The organism is Geomicrobium sp. JCM 19039 (genome assembly GCF_000698145.1).
GTDB lineage: Bacteria > Bacillota > Bacilli > Bacillales > Marinococcaceae > Geomicrobium_A.
In genome coordinates this window covers 42,770-67,787 of sequence record NZ_BAXB01000010.1, presented here as the reverse complement: position 1 = coordinate 67,787, position 25,018 = coordinate 42,770, and the positions used below count along the sequence as shown (strand labels likewise).

19 protein-coding genes and 3 pseudogenes are annotated in these 25,018 nt (G+C 42.7%); 6 read left to right on the top strand and 16 right to left on the bottom strand.

The features are described from left to right. The first annotated feature begins 527 nt into the window (after positions 1-527). Entirely contained in the window at positions 528-1,814 is a 1,287-nt protein-coding gene (locus JCM19039_RS11275; RefSeq protein ID WP_307190231.1) for an endonuclease MutS2, read from the top strand. Continuing rightward, positions 1,790-2,452 carry a hypothetical protein gene (locus tag JCM19039_RS27300; RefSeq protein WP_307190230.1) on the top strand — a complete coding sequence of 221 codons (663 nt, stop codon included), beginning with the start codon at positions 1,790-1,792 and terminating at the stop codon, positions 2,450-2,452. The genes JCM19039_RS11275 and JCM19039_RS27300 overlap by 25 nt, the downstream gene beginning before the upstream one ends. A gap of 74 nt (positions 2,453-2,526) precedes the next feature. Here JCM19039_RS27300 and JCM19039_RS11270 read toward each other — a convergent pair whose 3' ends face one another. Then, positions 2,527-2,988 carry a hypothetical protein gene (locus JCM19039_RS11270; protein WP_042427161.1) on the bottom strand — a complete coding sequence of 154 codons (462 nt, stop codon included), beginning with the start codon at positions 2,986-2,988 and terminating at the stop codon, positions 2,527-2,529. A gap of 432 nt (positions 2,989-3,420) precedes the next feature. Between JCM19039_RS11270 and JCM19039_RS11265 the strand changes: the two genes are divergently transcribed. Then, the gene (locus JCM19039_RS11265; protein ID WP_042427158.1) at positions 3,421-3,666 is read left to right on the top strand and encodes a hypothetical protein; all 246 of its coding nucleotides are present in this window, start codon (positions 3,421-3,423) and stop codon (positions 3,664-3,666) included. 82 nt (positions 3,667-3,748) lie between these two features. Here JCM19039_RS11265 and JCM19039_RS11260 read toward each other — a convergent pair whose 3' ends face one another. The 6 genes from JCM19039_RS11260 to rlmD all read right to left on the bottom strand — a co-directional run bounded on the left by JCM19039_RS11260 (position 3,749) and on the right by rlmD (position 10,686). Beyond that, on the bottom strand, positions 3,749-3,967 hold the full coding sequence (locus tag JCM19039_RS11260) for a hypothetical protein (RefSeq protein ID WP_042427155.1): 219 nt from the start codon (positions 3,965-3,967) through the stop codon (positions 3,749-3,751). Between the two features lie 314 nt (positions 3,968-4,281). Further along, positions 4,282-6,843: a DEAD/DEAH box helicase gene (locus tag JCM19039_RS11255; RefSeq protein ID WP_042427151.1), complete on the bottom strand. Its 2,562-nt coding sequence runs from the start codon at positions 6,841-6,843 to the stop codon at positions 4,282-4,284. After that, positions 6,843-7,751 carry a DUF1837 domain-containing protein gene (locus JCM19039_RS11250; RefSeq protein ID WP_042427147.1) on the bottom strand — a complete coding sequence of 303 codons (909 nt, stop codon included), beginning with the start codon at positions 7,749-7,751 and terminating at the stop codon, positions 6,843-6,845. The genes JCM19039_RS11255 and JCM19039_RS11250 overlap by 1 nt, the downstream gene beginning before the upstream one ends. A 455-nt stretch (positions 7,752-8,206) precedes the next feature. Further along, positions 8,207-8,542, bottom strand: a complete 336-nt coding sequence (locus JCM19039_RS25520; RefSeq protein ID WP_238545014.1) for a hypothetical protein — start codon at positions 8,540-8,542, stop codon at positions 8,207-8,209. 85 nt (positions 8,543-8,627) lie between these two features. Beyond that, entirely contained in the window at positions 8,628-9,047 is a 420-nt protein-coding gene (locus tag JCM19039_RS25515) for a ParB/RepB/Spo0J family partition protein (RefSeq protein ID WP_052398716.1), read from the bottom strand. A 250-nt stretch (positions 9,048-9,297) separates the two neighbouring features. Further along, positions 9,298-10,686 (bottom strand): 23S rRNA (uracil(1939)-C(5))-methyltransferase RlmD, encoded by a 1,389-nt coding sequence (gene rlmD, locus JCM19039_RS11235; RefSeq protein ID WP_042427138.1) that lies wholly within the window; start codon positions 10,684-10,686, stop codon positions 9,298-9,300. A gap of 64 nt (positions 10,687-10,750) precedes the next feature. Here rlmD and JCM19039_RS11230 point away from each other — a divergent pair, with 64 nt between their 5' ends. Further along, on the top strand, positions 10,751-11,035 hold the full coding sequence (locus JCM19039_RS11230) for a hypothetical protein (RefSeq protein ID WP_052363722.1): 285 nt from the start codon (positions 10,751-10,753) through the stop codon (positions 11,033-11,035). Positions 11,036-11,093: 58 nt separating this feature from the next. Here the strand turns inward: JCM19039_RS11230 and JCM19039_RS11225 are convergent. Next, positions 11,094-12,223, bottom strand: a pseudogene (locus tag JCM19039_RS11225) (glycerate kinase). A gap of 291 nt (positions 12,224-12,514) precedes the next feature. Further along, entirely contained in the window at positions 12,515-13,414 is a 900-nt protein-coding gene (locus JCM19039_RS11220) for a diacylglycerol kinase (protein ID WP_042427135.1), read from the bottom strand. 162 nt (positions 13,415-13,576) lie between these two features. Here JCM19039_RS11220 and JCM19039_RS22005 point away from each other — a divergent pair, with 162 nt between their 5' ends. Both JCM19039_RS22005 and JCM19039_RS11210 read left to right on the top strand, forming a co-directional pair. After that, positions 13,577-14,143 (top strand): copper resistance protein CopC, encoded by a 567-nt coding sequence (locus JCM19039_RS22005; protein WP_052398715.1) that lies wholly within the window; start codon positions 13,577-13,579, stop codon positions 14,141-14,143. Continuing rightward, the gene (locus tag JCM19039_RS11210) at positions 14,143-15,246 is read left to right on the top strand and encodes a copper resistance D family protein (RefSeq protein WP_042427133.1); all 1,104 of its coding nucleotides are present in this window, start codon (positions 14,143-14,145) and stop codon (positions 15,244-15,246) included. Before JCM19039_RS22005 ends, JCM19039_RS11210 begins: the two co-directional genes overlap by 1 nt. 85 nt (positions 15,247-15,331) lie before the next feature. On the opposite strand, the gene gatB is transcribed toward JCM19039_RS11210, so the two are convergent. The 7 genes and pseudogenes from gatB to JCM19039_RS11175 form a co-directional block, all read right to left on the bottom strand. Beyond that, positions 15,332-16,765: an Asp-tRNA(Asn)/Glu-tRNA(Gln) amidotransferase subunit GatB gene (gene gatB, locus JCM19039_RS11205; protein ID WP_042400087.1), complete on the bottom strand. Its 1,434-nt coding sequence runs from the start codon at positions 16,763-16,765 to the stop codon at positions 15,332-15,334. A 13-nt stretch (positions 16,766-16,778) separates the two neighbouring features. Next, a pseudogene (gene gatA, locus JCM19039_RS11200) lies at positions 16,779-18,217 on the bottom strand (Asp-tRNA(Asn)/Glu-tRNA(Gln) amidotransferase subunit GatA). Positions 18,218-18,231: 14 nt separating this feature from the next. Beyond that, positions 18,232-18,522, bottom strand: a complete 291-nt coding sequence (gene gatC, locus JCM19039_RS11195; RefSeq protein WP_042400082.1) for an Asp-tRNA(Asn)/Glu-tRNA(Gln) amidotransferase subunit GatC — start codon at positions 18,520-18,522, stop codon at positions 18,232-18,234. A 120-nt stretch (positions 18,523-18,642) separates the two neighbouring features. Further along, positions 18,643-19,842 (bottom strand): CamS family sex pheromone protein, encoded by a 1,200-nt coding sequence (locus JCM19039_RS11190; RefSeq protein ID WP_042427130.1) that lies wholly within the window; start codon positions 19,840-19,842, stop codon positions 18,643-18,645. Positions 19,843-19,877: 35 nt separating this feature from the next. Continuing rightward, positions 19,878-21,888: pseudogene (gene ligA / locus JCM19039_RS11185) on the bottom strand (NAD-dependent DNA ligase LigA). Between the two features lie 14 nt (positions 21,889-21,902). Next, positions 21,903-24,101, bottom strand: a complete 2,199-nt coding sequence (gene pcrA / locus JCM19039_RS11180) for a DNA helicase PcrA (RefSeq protein WP_042427127.1) — start codon at positions 24,099-24,101, stop codon at positions 21,903-21,905. A 14-nt stretch (positions 24,102-24,115) separates the two neighbouring features. Beyond that, the gene (locus JCM19039_RS11175) at positions 24,116-24,817 is read right to left on the bottom strand and encodes a heptaprenylglyceryl phosphate synthase (RefSeq protein WP_042427123.1); all 702 of its coding nucleotides are present in this window, start codon (positions 24,815-24,817) and stop codon (positions 24,116-24,118) included. Positions 24,818-25,018 lie beyond the last annotated feature (201 nt).

Here is a 25,018-nt window from a genome sequence, read left to right as displayed (position 1 = left end):
ACTAATTAGCTACTAATAAAATATCGCATCTTCACTACGGAGTCAATACATTATTTTGAATATTCTTTTCCTTTCGCTGCATTGACAATGTGTATGTACGCCCATATAATAGAGCCATTCTAGTCTGGAGGTTTTTGTTTGGTACACTTATGTTCATTACTGGGGAGTAAGCTTTCTTAATCGCTTCCACGATTTAAGAAAGTCCAACGAAACGAGCGACCGAATTTTTACGAATAATTGAGATGAAATAAAGGGGAAGTATTGATGGATCTGGCGGTTCTTAACTAATCATTAAATGATAACTGGATATGCGTTTTTTATCGTCATCATGACGATTATTTGTCGTACGCAATTCCAGCTAGTTAAGAACACGTTTACAAATCCGTTGCGAACCCGTAATGGGTGTGCCTTTTATAGGCTCATCCGTATACACGCACGCTGTGAACGATTGTTCACAGCGATTTTTCGTATGCACTCGTGTGAACAATCGTTCCGGCCTGCCCTACTTTAATACAGGAGGAAACACCGTGAACGATAAAACTTTAGAAGCCATTGGCTATACAAAAACACTCTCTGATATCCAATCTTATGCAAGAACAGAACGAGGAAAAACATCGATTCAAAACCTGAAACCGATGATGAATCCAGCACAGATCAATCGCTCGATGCAAGAAATCGAGGAGTCTGTTGAGATTCTAAAAATGAGCAGCAGTGTACCGATTCATACCGTAGATGATATCGAGCAACTGATCGCTCATGCGAAAAAAGGGGTATTCATTCGCGCCGATCAATTCACACGCGTCCTGTCATTTCTAGATCATTGCGAGAAATTAAAACGGTTTATGAAAAGCAAAGAACATGTTGCCCCTACCGTAAGCTCTTACGCATTCTCCATTGAAGATTTAACTCAACTTGAAGAAACAATCTCCGGTGCGATCCGTCATGGGCACGTGGACGATTACGCCTCAAAAACATTGACCGATTTACGCAGGCAAGTTGCGGAGCTCTCAGACAGAATGCAAGCGCGTGTGCAACAATTGGCGAGGGGAAACAAATATGCATCGTATTTACAAGACACAACTGTCTCTGAACGGTATGGACGTTTCGTTCTCCCGGTGAAAAAAGAGTATCGCGCCAAAGTTCGAGGAACGATATTGGACACCTCTTCTTCTGGCTCGACCGTCTTCGTTGAACCAGAAGAAATTGCGAGCATTCAAGAAGAGCTTAATGATTATAAAACATTCGAGGAATCTGAAGTGGAACGGATTTTGTTTGAACTTACGAATGAATTTCTCGAATACGAGCACACCATCCGTTTAGCGATGGAAGTGATGCACAATTATGATGTGTTATTCGCAAAAGCGAAATATTGTCACGCCATCGATGCGACTAAACCAACGCTCACAGACGACAAGACGATGCATTTAATTAATGCCCGTCACCCAGAATTGTCAGATCGAGCGGTACCGTTAAGCGTACAATTTGGTGGGCATGAACGAGCCCTCGTCATCACCGGCCCGAATACAGGTGGAAAAACCGTTACGCTTAAAACGGTCGGACTTGTTAAAGTCATGGCCCAGGCAGGTCTACTCATCCCTGCTGATGCCGGGAGTAAGACCGCCATTTTCCAACATGTATTTGTCGATATTGGTGACGGTCAGAGCATTGAAGATAACTTAAGTACGTTTAGCTCACGACTTGTTTCGATCATTCATATTCTAGAAGATGCGAACGATCATTCTCTCGTCTTGCTCGACGAACTCGGTTCGGGTACAGACCCAGCTGAAGGATGGGGCTTGCCATCGCCATTTTAGAACAACTCTATCAAAAAGGTGCTACACTGTTTGCAACGACGCACTACAGTGAGATGAAGACCTTTGCCGAAAATACCGACGGCTTCATCAACGGCTCCATGGAGTTTGACATTGAAACGCTTCAACCGACGTATCGTTTGCTTCTCGGTGAAACCGGTAAAAGTCAAGCGTTTGAAATCGCCATCAAGTTAGGCCTGCATCCGAACATCGTCGAACGAGCCCACGATATGGCTTACGAAGATCACGAAAATTATCGTGAACGATTTAGTGACGAGCAGTTAAAACAAGCGTCCTTTAAGCGGCAAATCGCCATCAATCGCTACTCCGGGCACAAAGCGAAAAAACAAGCCGGTGAAGTAAAACCATTTGACCAAGGAGACAATGTGACGATCCAAGCAATTGATGAGATGGGAATTGTGTACACAGGACCTGATGAGCGCGGCAACTATGTTGTGCAAATCAAAGGAGAAAAGAAGACCTTTAATCACAAACGCCTAGCACTTGCCATCCCCGCGTCTGAATTGTATCCAGAAGACTATGATTTTGACATCATCTTCAAAAGCAAAACGTACCGCAAAATCAAAAAAGACCAAGCAAGAAAACACGTAGAAGGCGTGTGGCTTGAAGAGGAAGAATAAAAATAGAAAAGCGCGCCAAGTGCGTGACTCACGTTATGGAGTCGCGACTTGGCGCGCTTTTTGTTCGAAGACGTTTAGTCGATTTCGAAGATGTCAGACATCGCTTCCCACTGTTCGTCTGACAGTGTGTACGCAAATTCATCTCCTTCCATAAGCGTATTGGAACTCGCCCACAAATGGAAAATCTCGCCCCCGATTCGCATTCGGTATTCAGGCTCTAATTGTTCGACTGAACTGCCCGGTTGTTCATTTCGAACATCGTTAATGATCTTCACTACCTCTCTAATATCCTCTTCATCCGTAAGCGTTTGCTCAGTTCCATCAATGCTCTTTAAATAGTCCTCGGTTTCAACAAACTGAATCAGCTCCGTTGAATCCGAATCAATTGGCTCAACGTCTACGAGCCCTTCATCAAACATTACGTCAATATCGTCCCCGTCTTTCTGTTCCTCTTCTGTAACAGGTGATCGTTCATTCTCACCGCAAGCAGTCAGGGCAAAGACGAGAATGGTGGCGAAGTAAAACCTATTTCCCATCATCAAACACCTCTTCCTTGCATATTTCGAATCGATCAGTATACGACTTGCGTAAATGCTACATTTAAGCGGACAGCGGGACTGAACCTTTCAATTCTCATCATGTTACGGGTGTTGTTATCTAGTTGTCAACCAAGTGAAGAAGGCTAGCAATGAGAAAGGAATTAACCTTTTATTTAAAGCGGCACTGAAAGGATCGACCACTCAGGAAGCCTCGTAGTAGCGATTGTTACAACGGAACAATTTTAACAAGACCTCCGCACTTAAAGTGGAGTTTCTACTCTATCTATTATAATTCTTAGTTATACGACAAACGACAGTTCAATAAGAAGTTACATTTCATGACTAAAGAACGTTTCTGTACGAATACACTGACGACTTCCTAAGTGATTGATATACTACCAATGAATACAGTTTTGAGGTGATGTATACATGGAGATCGCTTGTCCGAAATGCAAGTCAACAAACATCCGAACCTTTAGTAAAAAACGAAATGTACTATCCATGCTTGCGCTTAGTGTCGTTGGTATTATTTTAGGCTTTATTATTCATGATATCCTTCTATTCATCGGCATCGCCTGGCTGCTCGCTTCCCCGTTAATGGTACTCTTAAAAGACACTATCAATGCAAAGATTGCCGTAAGCAATTCAAGGAAAAACCTGCATGAGCTTGCTTAACGTGCTTCTTAAGATTAATATATGCCGAGCATACCTAATGAACCGATCCAAAACATTTTGGGTCGGTTCTTCCCCCACTTTGTTAAGCAGCTCTTTCTAGCCAAGTGACACTCTCACTTTTGCCTTGCAATCTTCTAAACTTTTGGCTTGCAAAATACACCAGCTTGTACACTCGACTTTCTAGAATATCGGTCCGTTGTTGTCGCAGGCGATCAAACTTATAACGATTCCGTTGGTGACCGACAAAACGTAACTCTCCAAATGTTGCTGGATCTGCAAAAATGCCATTTTGATAAATCATCAAATGATCTCTCCTTTTCTAAAAATGTGGTAAGCATAAGGAACGACCATACTTTCAAGGCCATTTTTTACAATTGTTTTGAGACATCACCTCCTTCAAGTCATAAAGAAATGAGATATTTAGCAGCCTTTCTTCCATAAATGTTTAATGAACATAAAAAAACGTCAGTTGTTGGTGATTTACCAGTCAAATGACGTTAGAGATGAGGAAAAATATTTTTCAATATTTCTATGTAAGTCACGGCAATTTAAAATTCATGTCATAATTCAGAGTTGCTATAGCCTTAAAGATAAATGCACTTACTTTGTGTATTTTTATGTCCATTCTAGTAATTTGGATAGTTCATTAAACTCATTTTTGTATTTTTCTGTGTTTATCTCATTTTTTAATTTATGAGTATCAAATTCTGTAATTTCTCCTTCTACAAACTGAAAACAATGGGGATAATTTTCTTTCAAAAAAGTTGCTAAATGACGCGGAAACCCTATGTTTTGAATTTCTATAATAAACCTGTCAATGGTTCCATACTCTAAGAAGTCAGACCAATTTGATTTAACTTCGACCCCTCTTTCTACTAGAAGGAGAATGTAATTATTAACATAACTCTTTATTTTAAATCGAATAGCATTTTCAATATCGGAAATAAGATTGTTAATGAGTATATTAATATGAGTGGCATTTTCTTTGTTGAATGTCTCATATTGATTAGCACGAATATTAAGATCCTTATCATGTTCATCAAAATATTTGATTGTATTGGAAATAATGATTTTTAAGGGTTTTGAATTTACCCAGGAGTTTATTAATACAGCATAATAATTAAGGTGTTCTCGATTTTTAACTAATGGATTTAATCCAATGCTCTCTTCTTTTTGCCATTCATAATCATCATATAGAATATTCAACATCTGCAAGCAACTTTTATAATCAGTTCCTTCCGGTAATTGATCAGTAGATTCAGTGGAGAATATTTTATTTTGAATATCAATTCTTATATTAGCACTTTGAGCAATAATATAATCTGGAACTTTGATAGTAGAAGTCACTTTCTCTAAAGTAATTCGTGCATCCTTATTCTTTTCAAAAAATCGGTTACGAAGAATCGAATCGCTTTTTACTATGTCATGATATACTAAAATGTTTCCGTACATATTTATATATTTTTTTTCATTAGCTGATAAATTTTTATTAGTAAATGGTTGTCCAGAAAGAGAATTACTAATATTTTTATATAAATTTTTGTCATTCTTTTTCATTAATGGAGATTCGATCTCAGTAATTTTTTTGTTTTTTACTTTTTCTATTTCCTTAGTTTTTTTCCAGTAGCCTTCTTGGTCGATAATTCTTGCACAAAATATATTTCCGCTTAAATCTTTAGCAAGTCTACCGGCCCGTCCAGCTAAATTCCAAAAGTTCACTTCATCCATATAATTCATACCAATTTTTGTACTTAATATAAAAATATTTTTAGCTGGTAGGTTTACTCCCTCAAGAAGGGTAGAGGTACAAAATAGAAAACGAATTTCTCCACTTCGAAACAGAGATTCAATTCCTTCTCTTATGCGTTGTGGAATTTTTCCAAAATGAAAAGCAACTCCCTTTTTTAAGCACTCAATCAAGAAGTATTGATCGTGGACACTTTCTTTTATAAGGGCAATTAGCTCTTCAATTCTCTTACTAGAATTATTTTGTAAGTGCGATGAAAATTCTCTGGCATGTTTAACGGTATATTCAATCGTATTACAATAGATAATATTTTGCTTATCGGCTCCCAATTTATTGACTACCTCAATTAGATTTTCTACTTCATTTTTAGTGTATTTAAGACCATTGAGAGGGATATCTTTTCCAAAATCCGAAAACATTACAGCTTTTTTATCAATGCAATCAATGAAGAAACGATTCTGAGCTACAGGACTTTCAGTTATTGAAGTGCTTTCTTCTATACTATTCCCAAATAATCTCAAAAACACTTCCGTATTTGGTATATTTGGTGAAGCAAAATATAATTTTACACTTTTTCTTTTCGCTTGCATTAGCGAATGATATAAAAGTGGCGTTCTTTGATCTTTATCACTTAATAGTTTATGGGCTTCGTCTACAAATAAATAATTTATAGAAGGATTATTAGAATCCGAAAAATACGATATTAACCTTTCTGGAGTGAATACAAAAATAAATCTATTACCTTCATTTTTATAGAGTAGAGGTACTTTAGGATGAGATACAATCTTATATTTTTTATTTTTTATCTCAGATTTTAATTTTATAGTAACTTGATTGATTAATGCCCTAGTTGGCACAAGAATTGCTATATTATCAGAAGCATTTCTCTCATCAATAATATAATTCATAAAAGCTTCAAATATAAAAGACTTACCAAAAGATGTTGATCCAGAAAAGCTATAATGATTACTGTCCTTCATTTTTTCAAAAACATCATATTGAGCGTCTGTAAAAATATATTTAGAATTCGGTGCTTGTTGCATGGTACTTTTGAGTATTTTATCAATCTCAATCTCTTCGTCATTGTTATCTTCATGATTCGAACCAACAATACTTATAGATGGAAAATTACCTAATTTCGTTAAAACACTTTCTGAGAAATTTTTAAAGTCATTATCATTCTTATAACCTTCTAGTTCGTATAGAAGACTGATGATTTTTAATGCAGTATTTCTAGCTTCAGGTTTTTTAGATCTAGATAATATATCGGCAAATCGTAAAAGGTCATAATATTCCTTTGAATTAAAGATTTGATTGAGCTCATCACTATTGAAGATCGTTTGCCCATAAATAGTTTCTGCTTTATAGATTAACGATTTAAGATACTCATCATTTAGTGCCATTTCGGTTAATTCTTCAAAAAAATTCATTAACTTAATAACTCCTTTAGCATCATTTCTCTCGTATCATCAAGTTTTGAGAAAGGGAGCACATAAATATGAAATATGTGGCCATATAAGTCAAACTTTTCGATGTAATTTGCTACATTCTCTTTTTGCGTTTCTATCTCTTCTTTTATGGCTGTTTCAACATGCTCTCTAAATCCAATATTTGAAAGTGTTTTTCGTTCATTTTCAAACTCCACTTCGTACCCTATGAAAATCCCGAAAGCTTCATCTACATCATATGAACTTTCACCTGGAGTAGGATAAACAATACTACGGAGAAATGTCTTTTCTTCTTCGGAAAAAGTTTCTCTGTCTAAGTTACTAGACATAAGGCTTCTCTCAAAAGAAATTCCGCTTTTTTCATTTCCTTTAGCGTTCACTGACTCCTTGAAATCCCGGATAGATTTAAATGCATCACGAATAGCTGGGTTAAGTTGTTTGTGTAATTTCGATTCTCCGAAAATTAATTGATAATTACCATTTGATAACTTTAAATAGTGAAGACCATCGGCACCATGTACATACATCTCACTTGATGTTTTTAATTCTAATTTTGATAGAATTTTTGGAGCTTGTAGATGTCCTTCTAAAAAGCAAAAGAGTAGAAATTCGCCTAGCTCTCCTGTGTTTTGTCTCCAATCTTTAAATTTTGCCCTGGCATCTTTAGATAATTTCATATAGTTTGTTTTTCCAATATATTCTTTGGCTTTTCTAGATAGAGCAAAGTCAGCAACCGATTCTAATAAATGATTTGCAGCAACTTTGTGGTCAAACTGATTCGAAGAGATAGGAAAAATGAATACTTGCAAATTATTTTCTACAGGAATTTGTGAGGTTGATACTTGTCGCATTGCTTTAGTAATATTCAAAGAATTATTGCTTATTTTCATTACGATCCCCCAAATCTCATTATTATATTTTTTCATATTATAACATCAAGATATTGGAAAATCGCTGTATAGGTCTTTAGAAAGATAGCATTATGCTAATTATTTTTAAATAAACATAAATAATTTCTTGTTTTTCTAGCAGAGACATCCCCCCTTTAATGAAACAATAAAAATAACTACCGATATTCATCTGATTTGTGTTTTGGGACAGTGAGCTTTTCCTTTACTGGTCTTTTATCACATGAGACAGAGTGATCACTCTTAATGCCTATCCCTCTATCAAATCCCGGAGTTTTTTTCATGAAACGTTCATAGTCACGCCATTTTCCTTCTGTAAAATGCATAGCCGCATTCACCTCTTCTGACAAAAAAATCTCCCTGTTAATAACAGAGAGTTGAAATATATGAAAATGACTTACTGGAATCCTAAAAACTGACTATTAGCTCGGCAGATTTTAAAATCTTCTATTACTACTCCATCGTTTTAGTAACTTCACGATCACCTCTTCTTTCTGTTTATCCGTATAACCGGATGGGAAATATGGGTTTATTCTTTCTTTTTGTATTACCATTTTCTCTTTTTGATTCGGCTTCTGTTCACTAAGAATTGCAAGAACCCTATCTGTATCTAACTTATTCTCTTGACTCATTTTCTTCAGTCGTATCGCTTGAGACAAAGAAGGCGTACATTCTTCTGATTTCATCGTCTCGTAAAGCCTTTCTTGCTCATTTGCTCGTAAATACGACAATTCCAACGCTATGGTAAACGCAATTTCTTTTTCATCGACCATTTCAAGAATCGGCGATATTAAGCTGGCTAAACGGGTATAACAATGAACCTGGTTACGACTTTCTCCAACCTGTCCAGCCAATAAATCATGTGACCGTTTTTCTTTCCCAACTTGGGACACATTTTTTTGGAAGATCTTCCAGCTTGTATTTTATCGCGTCCAACTTCACCTTAAAGGCGAAAGCTTTTTCACTCGGAGCTATTTTTTCACTTTGCAGATTACTGTCCTCCATTTCACGGACAATACAAGGCATCGAAGAAACCCCTGCGAGCTCGCTGGCCTTTTTCCGTCGATGTCCTGAAATCATTTCATATCCTCCTTCTCCCTTTGGTCGTACAAGCCCAGGAACAAGCACACCATATTGATCCACACTTTCTGCCATTTCCAACATCTCTTCATCAACCTTGATTTTAAAAGGATGATGAGGAAAATGACTGATCTCCAATAAATGAATTTCCTCCACTTTTTCTGTTCGCACAGTTGAAAGATGTTCTGAATTCAGCATGGCACCCATCTCCTTTCATAAAAAAAAGCCGACTGCTCTATTTAGCAATCGGCAATAATTTTATATAAAAAGGAAACGCCTGTCATAGAGGCATTTCCTTCGTTTTTTGTTTATCAAATTCACAAAAATGGTAGATCCAAATCGAGCGCGACACATACATCGATATACTGATACAATTTCTATGTCAGGAAGCCACACTCATCTTCTTCAATCGTATAGAATTTCGTAGGATGCTGGAATGACAGTACTTTCACGTATCATTCCGACGTATCGAAACCACACTCTCCACATGCGTCGTCTGCGGGAACATGTCCACAGGGGTGATTTCTTTCGCTTCATACCCGCCTTCTTCAAGAATCTTGAGGTCACGGGCTAACGTTGCCGGGTTGCAGGAAACGTAAACGATTCGCTCCGGCTTCATTTTAATCATCGTATCGAGTAGGGCGGGGTCGCACCCTTTTCTCGGTGGATCGACGACCATGACGTCGGCTTCGATGCCGTGGGCGGCGCGCCACCACGGGACGATTTCTTCGGCTTTGCCGACGGCGAAATCGACGTTGGTCATGCCGTTCAGCTCGGCGTTGTTTTTGGCGTCGCGGATGGCGTCACCGACGATTTCAACGCCGTAGACGTGCCTGGCTTGTTGGGCGAGAAATAGCGAGATCGAACCAATCCCACAATAGGCGTCAATGACCGTTTCTTTTCCGGTGAGTGCGGCGTACTCCATCACTTTGTTGTATAAGACTTCGGTCTGGGTCGGGTTCACTTGGAAAAATGAACGCGGTGAGATCAGGAAGCGAACGTCGCCGATTTTGTCTTCGATCGTACGCGATCCCCACAACACTTCGCTTTGGTCACCGAAGATGACGTTCGTGTCTTTTGTATTAATGTTTTGGACGATGGAACGAACATTGTTGACTTCGTTTTTTATATCGTCAATGAGTGCTTCTTTGTTTGGCAGTTTTTTGCCGTTCGTGACGAGGACGACCATCACTTCTCCACTCGTATGGCTGTGACGGGCGACGATGTGGCGAATCACTCCGCGTCGGGTCTTTTCATCATACGGCTGTATGGTATACTTTTTGAGTAATGATTTGACAACTTGAATGGCTTCATCATTGGGCGCTCCTTGGATGAGGCAGTGGTCCATGTCGACGATCTGATGCGAGCGCTTCGCATAAAATCCGGCAATCAATTCGCCGTCACGATTCGCGGCGACGGGTACTTGTGCTTTGTTTCGATAGCTCCACGGCTCGTCCATCGCGAGCGTCGGATGTACTGGAATTGTACTGTTGCCCATATACTTATGCAGGGCGTTGACGATCTGCTGGCGCTTTAGGTCGTTTTGTGCCGCTTCGGACAAGTGCTGCAGCTGGCAGCCGCCACAACGGTCGTATATCGGGCACGGCGGTTCAATTCGATGTTCACTCGTTGTCAATCGGTTCATTAGCTTTCCGAAGCCGAAGCCTTTGCCTGCTTTTACGACTTTGATTTCTGCTTCTTCGCCGGGAAGTGCATTCGGCACGAAGAGTGGATAGCCGTCAATTTTAGCGACACCTGCCCCTTCGTGGGTCAGATCTTCAAAGGTTACGGTCAGGCTTTCATTTTTCTGGACAGGTGCTTGTGCTTTTTTTCCCAAAGGTTTCACTCCACTAACTTTACGTCTTAGAGTTTAATTGTACACAATGAAAGGGGGAATTTCTATGACAGAGCAGTATTCACAACCGCAAACGAACAGCAAAGCCGTTACTTCTCTCGTACTCGGGATTTTGGCCGTTGCGATTCCTTATGCCGGCCTTGTAATTGGAATCATCGGACTTTTCATCGTGCGAATGGCCAACCAAGAGATCGCTCATACGGGTGAGGGTGGCAGAAATCTCGTGCTTGCCGGAAAAATTTGTGCCATTGTCGGCGTAGCGCTTTATGGTGCGATTATTCTATTCTTTGTATTTTTTATGCTTCTAGGTATGCTTCTTTCTTTTTTATGAGAATGACAAAATCCTCTGAGCAATTAGGCTTAGAGATTTTGTATAGAAGTAGTTATGACTATTTATGCCACACTCTTGCAATATTTTCCGCGGCATCTTCTAAATAGGAGGCGCCATTTGCCATCGCGTCTTCGAGTGACACTGCCCCGGGCACAATGCTGAAAACGGCGTCGATGCCGTGCTCATAAACATCTTTGTATCCCGTACCGAGCGCTCCACAGACGGCAATGACTTGCTTTCCTTCTTGCTTCGCCGCTTTCGCTACACCGATCGGTGTTTTGCCGTAGACGGATTGACCGTCAATCTTCCCTTCGCCAGTAAAAACCAAATCTGCCTTCTGGACGCGCGTATGAAAATCGGTCTCGGCGAGGACGAGCTCGATGCCTGGTTGTAAGGTTGCATCGAGAAAGGCCAAAAGCCCAGCTCCTAGACCGCCAGCGGCTCCTGCGCCGGGAATGTTGCTCACATCTTTTCCGGTCGCTTCGATTGTTCGCTCATTAAATACATCTAGGGCGTGGTCAAGCTGCACTACGGCTCGTTCGTCCGCGCCTTTTTGCGGTCCGTAGACGGCACTTGCCCCTTCGGGACCGAGCAGTGGATTGGTCACGTCACAGGCGACAATAATTTCTGTTTTCGCAAGTCTTTCGTCAAGACCGGAGATGTCGATTTTCGCGAGCTTTGCGAGTGCCCCGCCTCCACGATTGATCGCGTTTCCGTTCTCATCCAAAAGTTTTGCCCCTAATGCTTCAATCATTCCGGCACCTGCGTCATTGGTCGCGCTACCGCCAATGCCAATAATGATTCTTGAAACACCTCGATCTAGTGCCGCGCTAATCATTTCACCGGTACCATACGTGGATGCTTCATAGACGTTGCGGTCGGCTTTCGCTGTAATATGAATCCCGCTTGCTGCAGCCATATCCATGACTGCGGTAATTCCGTCTTCTGAAAGTGCATAATGTGCGGTTACGCTTTTAATATTAGGGCCTTCAACCTGCAGTTCAATCCTTTCACCCCCGAGATTGGCGGTTAAGGCTTCCATCGTCCTTCTCCGCCGTCCCCCATTGGAATGACATCAAATGTCGCTTCAGGATCCGCTTTTTGGAATCCTCGTTGTATTGCTGTAGCCGCTTCAAATGCGCTCATACTTTCTTTAAAAGAATCGGGAGCGATGACAATGTGAACCATAGATATTCGCACCTTTCGAGTAGGATGGTTTGTCTTGACGGACCCACAAAAAACTCGTATGATTTCAAGTAAGAGCGTTTCCCTTCTTTGATGAACAGTGTCACGTACATACGCTGTTGCTTCTTAAGAATGAAACTGTTGCAGGAAGGATGAATGGTTACAATGGATATGCCACATTGGTTTGTCATCGTAACAGTAATCTATTCGGTTGCTGTACTTGCATGGTCAGTGTTTAATATCAGAGTCGCAAAGAACTAGGAATAAAACACGACGGAGAAATCCGGTCGTGTTTTATTTTTCTTCTTGTTCAGGAACGAGCATTTCAAAATGGTGATGAAGGTTCACGAACTCTTTCGGAATCGTGCCTCCGTGCTCCCCGTCTAAGTTCAGCTGCATCTCGCCTTCGATCTCCAACTTAATTCGGTTCGCTTGGATATAGACAACTTTGTCCTCGTGGATATGTTGACCGGTTAAGGCAAGACTACCGATGCGGACAAAATCAGGCAAATTCGTCTTTTTCAACAATAGCAAATCAAACAATCCATCATCCAATCTGGCTTCTGGACTTAACTTCTCAAACCCTCCTACAGAATTGGAGTTGGCAATTAAAAAGAGCATGATCTCTCCTTCGAACAATTTTCCGTCATACTCGACTCTCGCTTGCCTAGGCTTTAAAAAGAAAAGCTTCTCAAATCCTTTTACGTAATACGCCATCTGCCCGAGCATCGTTTTTAATCGGCTCGGTGTATCATACGTAAGCTCGGTCAGACTCCCACCAGCGGCAATGTTGACAAAGTATTGGTCTCCTGCCTTACCTACATCAAGTGGAGAGACATGAGCTCCGGTGAGCACGTCACAAATTTCTTCAATATCCAATTCATTCATATGAAACGCACGGGCAAGATCGTTCGTCGTTCCAGCAGGGATTAAACCGAGACGCGGGCGCGTCTCTAATTCAGCAAGTCCGTTAATGACCTCAAAGATCGTCCCGTCACCACCAGCTGCAATGACGAGGTCGTAGCCATTTTTTCCGGCTTCAAAAGCCGCGTCTTTCGCACACCCTTCTTTTTTTGTTTGGTGCGCGGAGGCGACATAACCTGCTTGTTCTAAACGATCAAGGATATACGGTAAATGTTTCTTTAATTGCTCTCGACCTGACGTCGGGTTATAAATGACTCTCGCATTTTTCAAGGTTCATTTCTCCCATACAAATAAAATCCGTCAAAAAGACGTAACTGGAATAGTTCTCGTTTTCTTTTATACTATGTATTGTATAGGAGAAATGATAGACAGGCAAAGTCTGATCGGTCTCCTCATCGGATTTATATATCTTTACAGGGGGTTTTTAACAGTATGAAATCATTCAAAGCTACGTTTGTTGCCGTATTACTCGTTTTTGGTTTAGTAAGTCTAAGCTCACAAACGCTCGCCCACTCATACGTAGACACAAGCACACCTGAAGATGGTGAAACAGTCGAAGAGACAGTGGATACGATTACGATGCATTTCGATGCGGGTATCGAACCCGCGACTACTGCCGTAGTTACGGATGCAGATGGAAATGAATACACCATCGGCTCGGAAGAATTTGAAGGCGATGATTTTATTGTCCATCTGGACGAGCCTCTTCCTAGTGGTGACTATACTGTCGCGTGGCAAGCGCTCGGTGCTGATGGCCATGGAACAGAGGGAGAATTCAACTTCACCGTTGATGCTCAAGAAGAGGAAGAAGTTGTAGAGGAAGAAGAGCCGGAAGTGATTGAGGAAGAGGAAGCAGATCTAGAAGTCGAAGAATCGGCTGAGACAGATGTAGAGGACGAAGAAACTGATCAAAACAGTGGTCTAGTAATTGCCATTGTTGTCGCCGTTCTCGTCGTAGGTTTTGCGGTGTTCTTTATGTCTCGTCGCAATAAATCATAATGACTGTCATTATCGCAAACATCGTCTTGTTCATCTCACTATCGGTATGGACAGGGATCCATCTAGTAGAGGCTCTCCCAAAGCGAAAACGTCCATCGTTAACGATTTCGAGAAAATGGCCACTGATCATCGGTGTGATGATCATTATTGCCAGTAGTATTCCAGCGTTTCTCGTTGCCCAATCAACCGCTGAAATGTTCGGCGAACCGCTTGTGAGTACACTTGGCTCTGTACTGCTAGAATATCGAATCGGACAATCAGCTGTTGTCGTCTTCATCCTGATTGTCGTCACACTACTTGCTCGTTTCACATTGGAAAAGCGCCCACACTTGATGTGGATCCATTTAATTCCGACATTCGGGTTGTTTGTAGCGAGTAGTTGGAGTGCTCACGCTGCGTCACTTGCCGACACGGGCTTTTTTCTAAATGTCTTCCACCTTATGGCTGCTTCTATTTGGGCAGGGACACTGCTTACTGTCGGTTTTTTCGCCTCAAAAGAGCGTGACGGCAATTGGCTTCAATTCTTTCGATGGTTTACGCCTTTTGCGATCGGTCTCGTCCTGACGATGATTGGAACGGGCATTGGAATGATGATGATGATTACGCCAGACTATACCGATAGTTGGCTACTTGATTACGGACAACTGCAAGTGCTTAAACATCTGCTTTTCATTCCACTCGTGTTTTATGGGTTTGCCCATGGCTTTCTCATGAAAAAGAAATTGAAGCGCGGGCTTGCGGAAGAAAAAATCGTCCATTCCGTCCGAATGGAAGCGGTCTTACTCATCGCCATTTTCATTGTAACCGGTGGAATGATTAATCAAGAACCTCCGCACGTTGTCGCCGAAACGCTTGCATATACCGAAATGGCGGCACCAGCTGAGTCCTTGATTACGACGAATTTTGAGGTAGGTGAGGAGATTGTATGGACACTTACGCTTACGACCGGACTTCTAATATTAACGGGGATTTTCATTCTCGGTTTATTCATTGATCATGCTGGAAATGCCAGGTCGCCGCTCGCTGTCCCCATTTACGTATTTCTGTTCGTTATATGCATTTACAGTGCCATCATGTTTGGCGCAGTCAAGATCCCCGCCTAGACACTTTTTATCGAGGCACATATCGTATAAAAGAGGGGCAAAACCCCCGACGCTTTTCAATAAGCGTCGGGGGTTTTCATATTGGTTATCGAGCTTCGATGCCTTCTTTAATGAGCTTATTTATGACTTGTGGGTTGGCTTTCCCTTTCGTTTCTTTCATCGCTTGACCGACTAAGAAACCGAAAGCTTTATCCTTACCATTTTTGAAGTCTTCAATGGATTGTTCATTGTTATCTAGAATCTGCTCAACAATCTTCTTGAGCTCACCTTCATCCGAAATTTGTACAAGCCCTTTATCTTCAACGATCTTCTTCGCGTCGCCGCCATTTTTCATCAGCTCCGTGAAGACTTTCTTTGCGATTTTTCCAGAAATCGTACCGTCTTCGATTAACTGAATCATGCCTGAAAGCCCTGCAGGTGTCATTTGAATGTCATTCAGTTCAACACCTTCTGCGTTCAAATAAGCGTTCACTTCACCCATCAGCCAGTTTGCCGCTTGCTTTGCATCTGCACCTTCAGCAACCGCGGCTTCAAAGAAATTCGCCATCGCCTTCGATTGCGTTAATACGTCGGCATCGTATGCAGGAACATTCCAATCGTTCATGTACCGCTCTTTACGTGAATCAGGAAGCTCAGGAATGTCTTGTTTGACACGGTCGATCCACTCTTCATCAATAAACAGACGCACAAGATCCGGTTCAGGGAAGTAACGATAATCGTCAGACCCTTCTTTAATTCTCATGAGCACTGTTTCTTTGCGGTCTTCATTCCAACGACGAGTCTCTTGCAAAATCTCCCCGCCAGAAAGCAGTTCTTGTGCTTGACGCTTTTCCTCAAACGCCAACCCTTTTTGTACGTTTGTGAACGAGTTTAAGTTTTTAAGTTCTGCTTTTGTTCCAAACTCGACTTGTCCTGCTGGTCTTAAAGAAATGTTCGCATCACAACGAAGTGATCCTTCTTCCATCTTACAATCCGATACTTCTGTGTATTGGAGTATCGCTTTTAGTTTTTCTAAATACGCGTACGCTTCATTTGGCGTGCGAATGTCTGGCTCTGACACAATTTCAATAAGCGGCGTGCCGACACGGTTGAAATCAACGAGTGAGGCATCATCATAATCATCATGCGTCAACTTCCCCGCATCTTCCTCTAAATGAATGCGTGTAATACCGATTCTCTTCTTGTAACCATCTACTTCAATTTCAATCCAGCCATTTTCACCAATCGGCTTATCAAACTGTGAAATTTGGTAGGCTTTTGGGTTGTCTGGATAAAAGTAATTCTTCCGGTCGAATTTCGTCTCTTCGGCAATGTCACAGTTTAGGGCGACGGAGGCTTGAACGGCAAAATCAACCGCTCGTTGATTGAGTACCGGTAGCACACCAGGATGACCGAGACAAATCGGACACGTTTGCGTGTTCGCCGGTGCACCAAACGCTGTAGAACAGCTACAAAAGATTTTCGTATCAGTTTTTAATTCTGAATGGACTTCAAGTCCAATAATCGTGTCGAATTTCATATCGATTCCCTCCCTATAGCTGCGGCTTTTCTTTCGTAAATTGTGTGGCCTGTTCATACGCATAGGCCACTTTGTACAACGTGCGCTCTTCGAACGGTTTAGCGATAAGCTGTAAGCCAACCGGTAAGCCATCGGAGAAGCCGCAAGGAACTGAAATGGCTGGGTTACCTGCAAGGTTTACAGGATGGTCAGCAAGTCCTTTAAATACATCGTTAACGGGTCATCGGTATTCTCTCCGACTTTAAACGCGGTTGTCGGCACGGTTGGTCCTAAAATCACGTCATAGCTGTGGAGAATTTGCTCATAGTCCTCCCGAATGAGTGTGCGAACCTTTTGTGCTTTCTTATAGTACGCATCATAGTAACCAGAGCTAAGGGCAAATGTTCCGAGCATAATGCGGCGCTTCACTTCATCACCGAAGCCTTCGCTTCTTGATTTCTTGTACAAATCGAGAAGATCTGTGCCTTCTTTTCGAACACCGTAACGAACGCCATCAAAGCGGGCAAGGTTCGCGGAAGCTTCTGATGAAGCGAGCAAATAATAAGCGGCGACAGCGTATTTGGAGTTTGGCAATGACACTTCTTCCCAAGAAGCTCCAAGCTCTTCAAGTTTTTGTAACGCTTCTTGGATGCGCGCTTTAACGCCCTCATCGACACCTTCACCGAGGTATTCTTTCGGTACAGCTATTCTCAAGCCTTCAACGCCGCCGTCGATTCCTTTAGTATAGTCGGCCACATCCATATGGGCAGATGTCGAGTCGAGGGGGTCATGACCTGCAATTTGTTGAAGCACATAAGCATTGTCTTCAACGGTTCTTGTAATCGGACCAATTTGATCTAGGGAAGAGGCAAACGCAACGAGGCCAAAACGTGAAACACGGCCGTACGTCGCTAAGCCCACGACACCACAAAAAGAGGCCGGTTGGCGAATGGAACCACCTGTATCTGATCCAAGAGCAAACGGAACTTGTCCTGCGGCTACCGCGGCTGCTGATCCCCCGCTTGACCCTCCAGGAACATGATCGGTGTTCCAAGGGTTCCGCGCTGTCACGTATCCAGAATTCTCATTAGATGAACCCATAGCAAACTCATCCATGTTCAGCTTGCCGACAGAAACGATATTCGCATCGTTTAAACGGTTCATGACCGTCGCATCATGGACGGGCTCAAAGTTATCAAGCAACTGGCTCGCACACGTTGTACGCAACCCTTTCGTAACAATATTGTCCTTAATCCCGGCAGGAATACCATACAACAGGTGATCTGCGTCTTGCTTGTCCAATTCAGCTGCTTTTGCCATCGCACGCTCTTCATCTAGCGTAAGAAATGCATGGATTTTATCATCAGTTGCTTTAATCTGGTCAAAAGAAGCCTTTGTGAGCTCTGTTACCGTTACTTCTTTATTTTTTATCTTCGTATGTAATGAAGACAATGTTTCATCAAAGAAACTCATCGCTTGTTCACTCCTTATTCGAGGACAGACGGCACTTCAAATTGCCCGTCTTTTTGTTTTGGCGCATTCTTTAGTGCATCTTCACGATCTAATGAAGGTTTCACTTCATCTGCTCGCAAAACGTTTCTCACATCCATTACATGTGTTGTCGGTTCTACATTCTCCGTATCTAATTCATTGAGCACTTCAGCGTACTCAATGATCTTACTCATTTGTTTTGTGAAATCTTCAATTTCATCTTCGTTAAACGTAAGTCTGGCAAGATCAGCAACATGCTGAACTTGTTCTTTTGAGATCTTAGACATCTCTTCACCCCCGCGTTGGCTTATCATTAGAAAAACTTGGCAAAGCGCCAAGTTTTCGCTAAACATTCTTAAAGTATACCAAACACATACTAGAGCAAGCAATTGCTTAACCCTCGTCAGTTAATCGTAAATATACACATCAACTTCTTCGCCTGCTGGGCGCCTAATTAATGCTTCTTGCTGATCGTTGCTTCTTACCTTCGCGACAATATCAACATTGGATGAGAAGCGCTCATCAATTAAGCTTGCCACTTGTTGAGTAACAGCGATCGTTTCCATCTTACTTTGGAAACGAATCGGAACCGTAATGGTTAGTTCTCTCAGCTCACTGTTTTGATAATATCCGATGGCGGTAGCGCCAATATGATCATCGAAGTAGCTGTTTAACTCCATATGAAATTCGTTAAATCGGTCTGCGTCACCCGTAACTGCATCAGACGCCGCATTAGATGGGAAGAAGTGATGCGTCTCATCCAGCTCGGTCCAACCTCCAAGGCTACTGCCCGGATCGGCAACCGCATAGCTGACAAATTCCCCTGGCGTTGTTGATTCGCGAACAGCTTCATGATAGACGGCCACAACAATTGGCATTTCATCCAAGTTGACGCCATCGGTTCCGTCGTGAGATTCACGTAGCCGTTCAACGACTTCTTCAGATATTCGGTCTCTTGCCGCATCCAGCTCTTCCTCTGATAACTCTTCATCAAATGGACCGTGTAGGCCTTCTTCATCTTCAACGGTAAATGTATACACCGAGTTTAACGAGATGGCAACCGCTACCCCTGCTACAGCAAGGTCACCTTCACTCGTTTCTCTCATAAAATTATGTTCGGTTAAGTGAGATAACACTCTCGGTGCATTACGCTCTCGCTCAACGAGTGTTTCCCCTTCACCAAGAGGTGGGTTTAAACCGTTAGGGTTTTCCATATTGCCATCTTCGTCTTCGGTTTCATCAAGGCGACGCAACCAGCTGTTAAGCACGTTCCGCTGAATAAATTGACCTTCTTGAATAAAATATTCTTCAGGTGAAAATGTTTCCGAAGCAATCTCACTTAAGCCCACTTCTAATCGTTCAAGGTCGTGGCGATTATGAACCATCGCTGTCCCAAATCCTCTTGCATGCCCCGGCTCATAAGATCCGTCGCGAAAGATCGTTCGATAATAGTTCGATAAGCTTGGGATTTCCCCACTCACTTCCGCCGAGTTTTCCGCCTCTTCCGCTTCTGTGTCTGCCTCTTCCTCTGGTTCTAGAAAAGCCATACATCCTGCTAAGAACATGAGCATCATCGCAAAAAGTGGGATGATGAGCGCGTTTCTCATACCTAGCAGCTCCTCTCCGTATTCATTTCATTGACCTAGTCATCTTGAGAAAGAAATTCAGCTGTTTCTTCCTCGTTCCAGACAGTAACCCCTAAGTCTTGAGCTTTATCAAGCTTTGATCCAGCGTCTTCCCCTGCAATTAACAAATCCGTCTTCTTACTTACACTAGACGTTACTTTTCCACCATTGGTTTCAATTAATTGTTTCAACTCGTCTCTTGTCCATCGTTCTAACTTTCCGGTTAGTACGATCGTCTGATCAGCAAATCGACCGTTCTCCACGTCCGTGGTCGCACCAGTGAACTGAACATTCACGCCCGCAGCTTTTAACTTTTCGAGCAGATCGAGGGCTTCAGGTTGGTCAAAATATTGAACAACCGCATCGGCCATCTTTTCTCCAATCTCTGGGACGTTTGCGAGCGTTTCAACATCCGCTTCTTTCAACGCATCCATAGATGAAAAATGTCTTGCCAATGTCTCGGCAGCTTTCGCACCGATAAAGCGTATGCCAAGACCAAAAAGAAGCTTTTCCATCGAGTTTTGCTTAGACGCTTCTATCGCTATAAGAAGGTTGTTCGCTGATTTATCCCCCATCCGCTCCAGCTCAATAAGCTGTTCGTACGTGAGTGCATACAAATCGGCGACGTCTTGGATGAGCGAATGACGAAACAATTGCGTAATCACTTTTTCACCTAGACCATCAATATTCATTGCCGTTCGTGATACGAAATGAATCAATCCTTCTCGAACTTGTGCCGGACACTTTGGGTTAATGCAACGAAGTGCAACCTCTTCTTCAAGATGAACGAGTTCACTCTCACATTCTGGGCAGTGCGTCGGCATGGTAAATTCGGTTTCTGATCCGTCACGTTCATCCTCTAATACCCGGACAACTTCTGGAATGATGTCTCCTGCCTTTTTAATGACAACTCGATCCCCAATACGTATATCCTTCTCACGAATCAAGTCTTCATTGTGCAACGACGCACGACGGACGGTCGTCCCCGCAACGACGACAGGCTCCAAATGTGCGGTTGGAGTGACTGCCCCTGTTCTCCCAATGGAAAGTTCGATCCCGGTTAACGTCGTCATTTTCTCTTCAGCTGGGAATTTAAACGCAATCGCCCAACGTGGGCTTTTTGCTGTAAACCCGAGCGTTTGCTGCTCCGTTAATGAATCTACTTTAATGACAATCCCATCCGTTTCATAGGGGAGCGACTTTCGTTTTTCTGACCATCGGTTTACGTAGTCAATCACTTCATCAATGGTTGCATACGTTGCTGTTTCCCTGTTCACTTTTAACCCGAGTGATTCCATATACGAGAGAGCTTCCGAATGACTGGTTAACCCTTTGCCACGATCGTTCGCTATGGAATATAAAAAGATGTCTAAGTTACGTTTCGCCGCCACTTTCGGGTCCAGCTGCCTCAGTGAACCTGCTGCCGCATTTCTCGGGTTGGCAAACAGCGCTTCATCGTTCTCTTCTTTTGCTTTGTTCAGCGCTTGAAAGGACCGATGAGGCATATACACTTCCCCGCGCACTTCAAGGTTCGCCGTCTCTTTTAAACGAAGGGGAATCGAGCCGACCGTCTTCAAGTTCGTCGTTATGTCTTCTCCTGTTGTGCCATCACCACGAGTGGCTCCTCTAACGAACTTCCCGTCCTCGTACGTGAGGGAGACCGCAAGTCCGTCAATTTTCAGCTCACACACATACCGGCTGATCATTTCCTGACCCTTGTTTTACGCGGCGGTCCCAATCTCTTAAGTCCTGATCATTAAAGGCGTTCCCTAAGCTGAGCATCGGGACTTCGTGGCGAACTTTCGTGAATCCAGCGAGAGGCTCACCACCGATGCGCATCGTTGGTGAGTCTTCGGACTGATAGGCAGGATATTCTTGTTCCAATGAAAGCAACTCTTGCAGAAGTACATCATAGTCAGCATCAGGAATTTGTGGATCATCTAATACGTGATACTTATAATTATAGTCGTGCAATTGATCGCGCAACGCTTCAATCTTTTGCTTCGGGTCTTCATTATGAGAAGCCATGCACGTCTTCCTTTCTACGATTTAGTAATGGGCGCAAATTTAGCGACAAGCCGTTTAATTCCTTCATTAGGAAATGCGATGTCAAGTTCTTGATTTTCCCCTTCACCTTTCACAGATACAACCGTCCCTTGCCCCCATTTGCGATGTTGGGCCTTATCTCCGACCGTCCACGCTAGCGCGTCACCACCGGTTTGCGTTGTCGCTTTTAGACGTGTTCGTCTCTGTTGGTGAGCATTCCTACTACGCGGTTGCTCCACTTTTTCCGGCTGTTCTTCAAACAACTCCGTTGGCACTTCATTAATAAACCGAGAGCTTGGGTTCATTTGCGTACGCCCATACAACGTGCGCGTGGACGATCTAGACAAATACAATTCCTCTTCTGCCCTCGTCATTCCCACATACGCCAACCGTCGTTCTTCTTCCATCTCTTCTTCCTCAAACAGCGACCGGCTGTGCGGGAAAATGCCCTCTTCCATCCCAATGAGAAAAACGACCGGAAACTCAAGGCCTTTCGCAGCATGAAGGGTCATCATCGTCACCGCTCCACGATCCCCTACTTCCGGCTCATCGAGACGGTCAATGTCTGCTACAAGTGCCAGATCGGTGAGAAATGCGATTAACGATTTATCATCGTTTGTTTTTTCAAACTCCTGCGCAACGGTGAGAAATTCATCAATGTTCTCTAAACGACTTTGTGACTCCAACGTATTCTCCGTTTTTAATGCTTCACGGTACTCCGATTTCTCAAGTACTTGTTCGACGAGCTCAACGACGGAAAGATAGTCTTGTTGCTGAATCCAACCATCTAGCATTTCCGCAAAGCTTCGTAGTTTTTTTGTTACAGCAGCGGACAGGCCGATATGTTCAGCTTCCATTAGTGCTGTATGCATGCTCATCTCCTGACTCACTGCATATGAAGCAACACGATCAACGGTCGTTGCGCCGATGCCTCGTTTCGGTACATTAATGATTCTCATGAGACTAATATCGTCATTTGGGTTCGCAATTACACGTAAATAAGCGAGAACATCTTTAATTTCTTTACGGTCATAGAATTTTGTGCCGCCGATCATTTGGTACGTAATATTCGACTTTACGAACATCTCCTCAATCACACGTGATTGCGCATTCGTCCGATACAAAATTGCAAAGTCTTGATAAGAACGGTCTTTATCCCGAACGGCTTCCTTAATTCGATCAACAACATAAAAAGCTTCTTCCCGTTCATCCATCGTTTCTTGCAATTGGATCTTCATGCCGTCATCATTTTCTGTCCATAGGTTTTTTGCGCGACGGCCTCCGTTGTTTCGAATCACTTCGTTAGCAGCCGTTAAAATGGTTTTCGATGAGCGATAGTTCTGCTCTAGCAAAATCACACGTGCATCACTGTAATCTTGCTCGAATGAAAGGATGTTTTTAATATCTGCACCCCGCCATTTATAAATCGACTGATCAGAGTCCCCAACAACACAAAGGTTTCTGTAACGCTCAGCGAGCAGCCTTACTAGTTCATATTGTGCGCGGTTTGTATCTTGATACTCATCGACATGAATGTATTGAAATTTGCGTTGATAATAGCCAAGCACCTCTGGCACTTCATTAAACAGTCGGATCGTCATCATAATCAGATCGTCAAAATCAAGCGAATGGTTAATTCTCAGTCGCTTGCTGTACTCTAAGTACACATCTCGAGCCACTTCCTCAAGCGGTCCCTCTGCTTTTTTTGCATACTGCTTTGCAGTAATCAATTCATTTTTTGCGCCGCTAATCATGCCGAGCAACGTGCGAGGAGGGAATTTTTTGGAATCAAGATTCTGATCCTTTAAAATCTGCTTGATGACAGACTGCTGATCCGTACTATCTAAAATAGAGAAGTTCCGGTTTATCCCGATCCGGTCGACATCTCTTCTAAGAATTCGTACGCATAATGAGTGAAACGTTGACATCCAAATGTCATCTGCCACACCACTCACTAATTTACCGACCCTCTCTTGCATTTCTCTTGCAGCTTTATTCGTAAACGTAATCGCAAGAATATTCCAAGGAGCCAATCCTTTTTCACGAATTAAATAGGCAATCCGATGCGTAAGCACTCGGGTTTTTCCACTTCCTGCTCCTGCCATAATGAGCAGTGGGCCTTCGGTCGTTGTGACAGCTTCTGACTGTTCTTTATTTAATCCAGTGAGTAGCTGTTGTACGCGATCGTCATACATCGCACTTCCCCCCCTTATGCTTTCAGTTCACGGACAGCTTGGACCGTTTTTAACGCTTCTTCTTTGTCTTCGTAAATCGCATTTCCAACGACAATCGTGTCCGCAAAGCTTGCCATCTTTCGCGCCTGCTCTGCATTTTTAATGCCACCGCCATAAAAAAGTTGTGCCTGGTTCAATGTCTCACTCACTTTTTTGACGACGTGCTCACTGCCATAGGTTCCACTGTATTCTAAATAAAAGATCGGCATTCGAAGCACAGTATCTGAAAAACGGGCAAAGGCTTCAATGTCGTCGATGTCAAGCGCTGTATCTGAGTTCGTTCGCTTTGCTGCACTTGAATCTCGATTTAAGATGCAATACCCTTCTCCAATCACATCTGCCATATCGAGTAGTGGACCATGAGCTTTTAATGCTTGTTGGTGAAGGCCACTAATAAAAGCGGGATTGTGAGAATTTAACACTACAGGGATGAGGTAAGCATCAAACCCCGGAGTTAAAGCTTCTAATTCCGTTACTTCAAGAACACAAGGGACTGAATACCTTCGAATTGCTGCTAAACATTCTGTCACATTATCGATGGTAATCCCATCGCTGCCACCGACAATTATTGCATCTGTCCCTGACTCACATATATCTGCAAGCCATTCTTCTGAAAATGAGCGCGCCGGGTCTACTTTAAACACATGACGCCACGTTTTTATCTCTTGTTGAATCATTACGAAAGCCTCCGCTTCGAGCTTTGCTACCCCGCCCTGTGTCGATATCGATTCTCTCGAACTCTCATCACGTGAGTAACCGTGTTATCTATCCTTGTGTTGTTCATTTATTACATTCCTCAGCCTTTCATTATAGCAGAATTCCACTACATTCTTAATAATTATGCAGAAAAAACTTCTGGTAATCCTCCCACCAATATT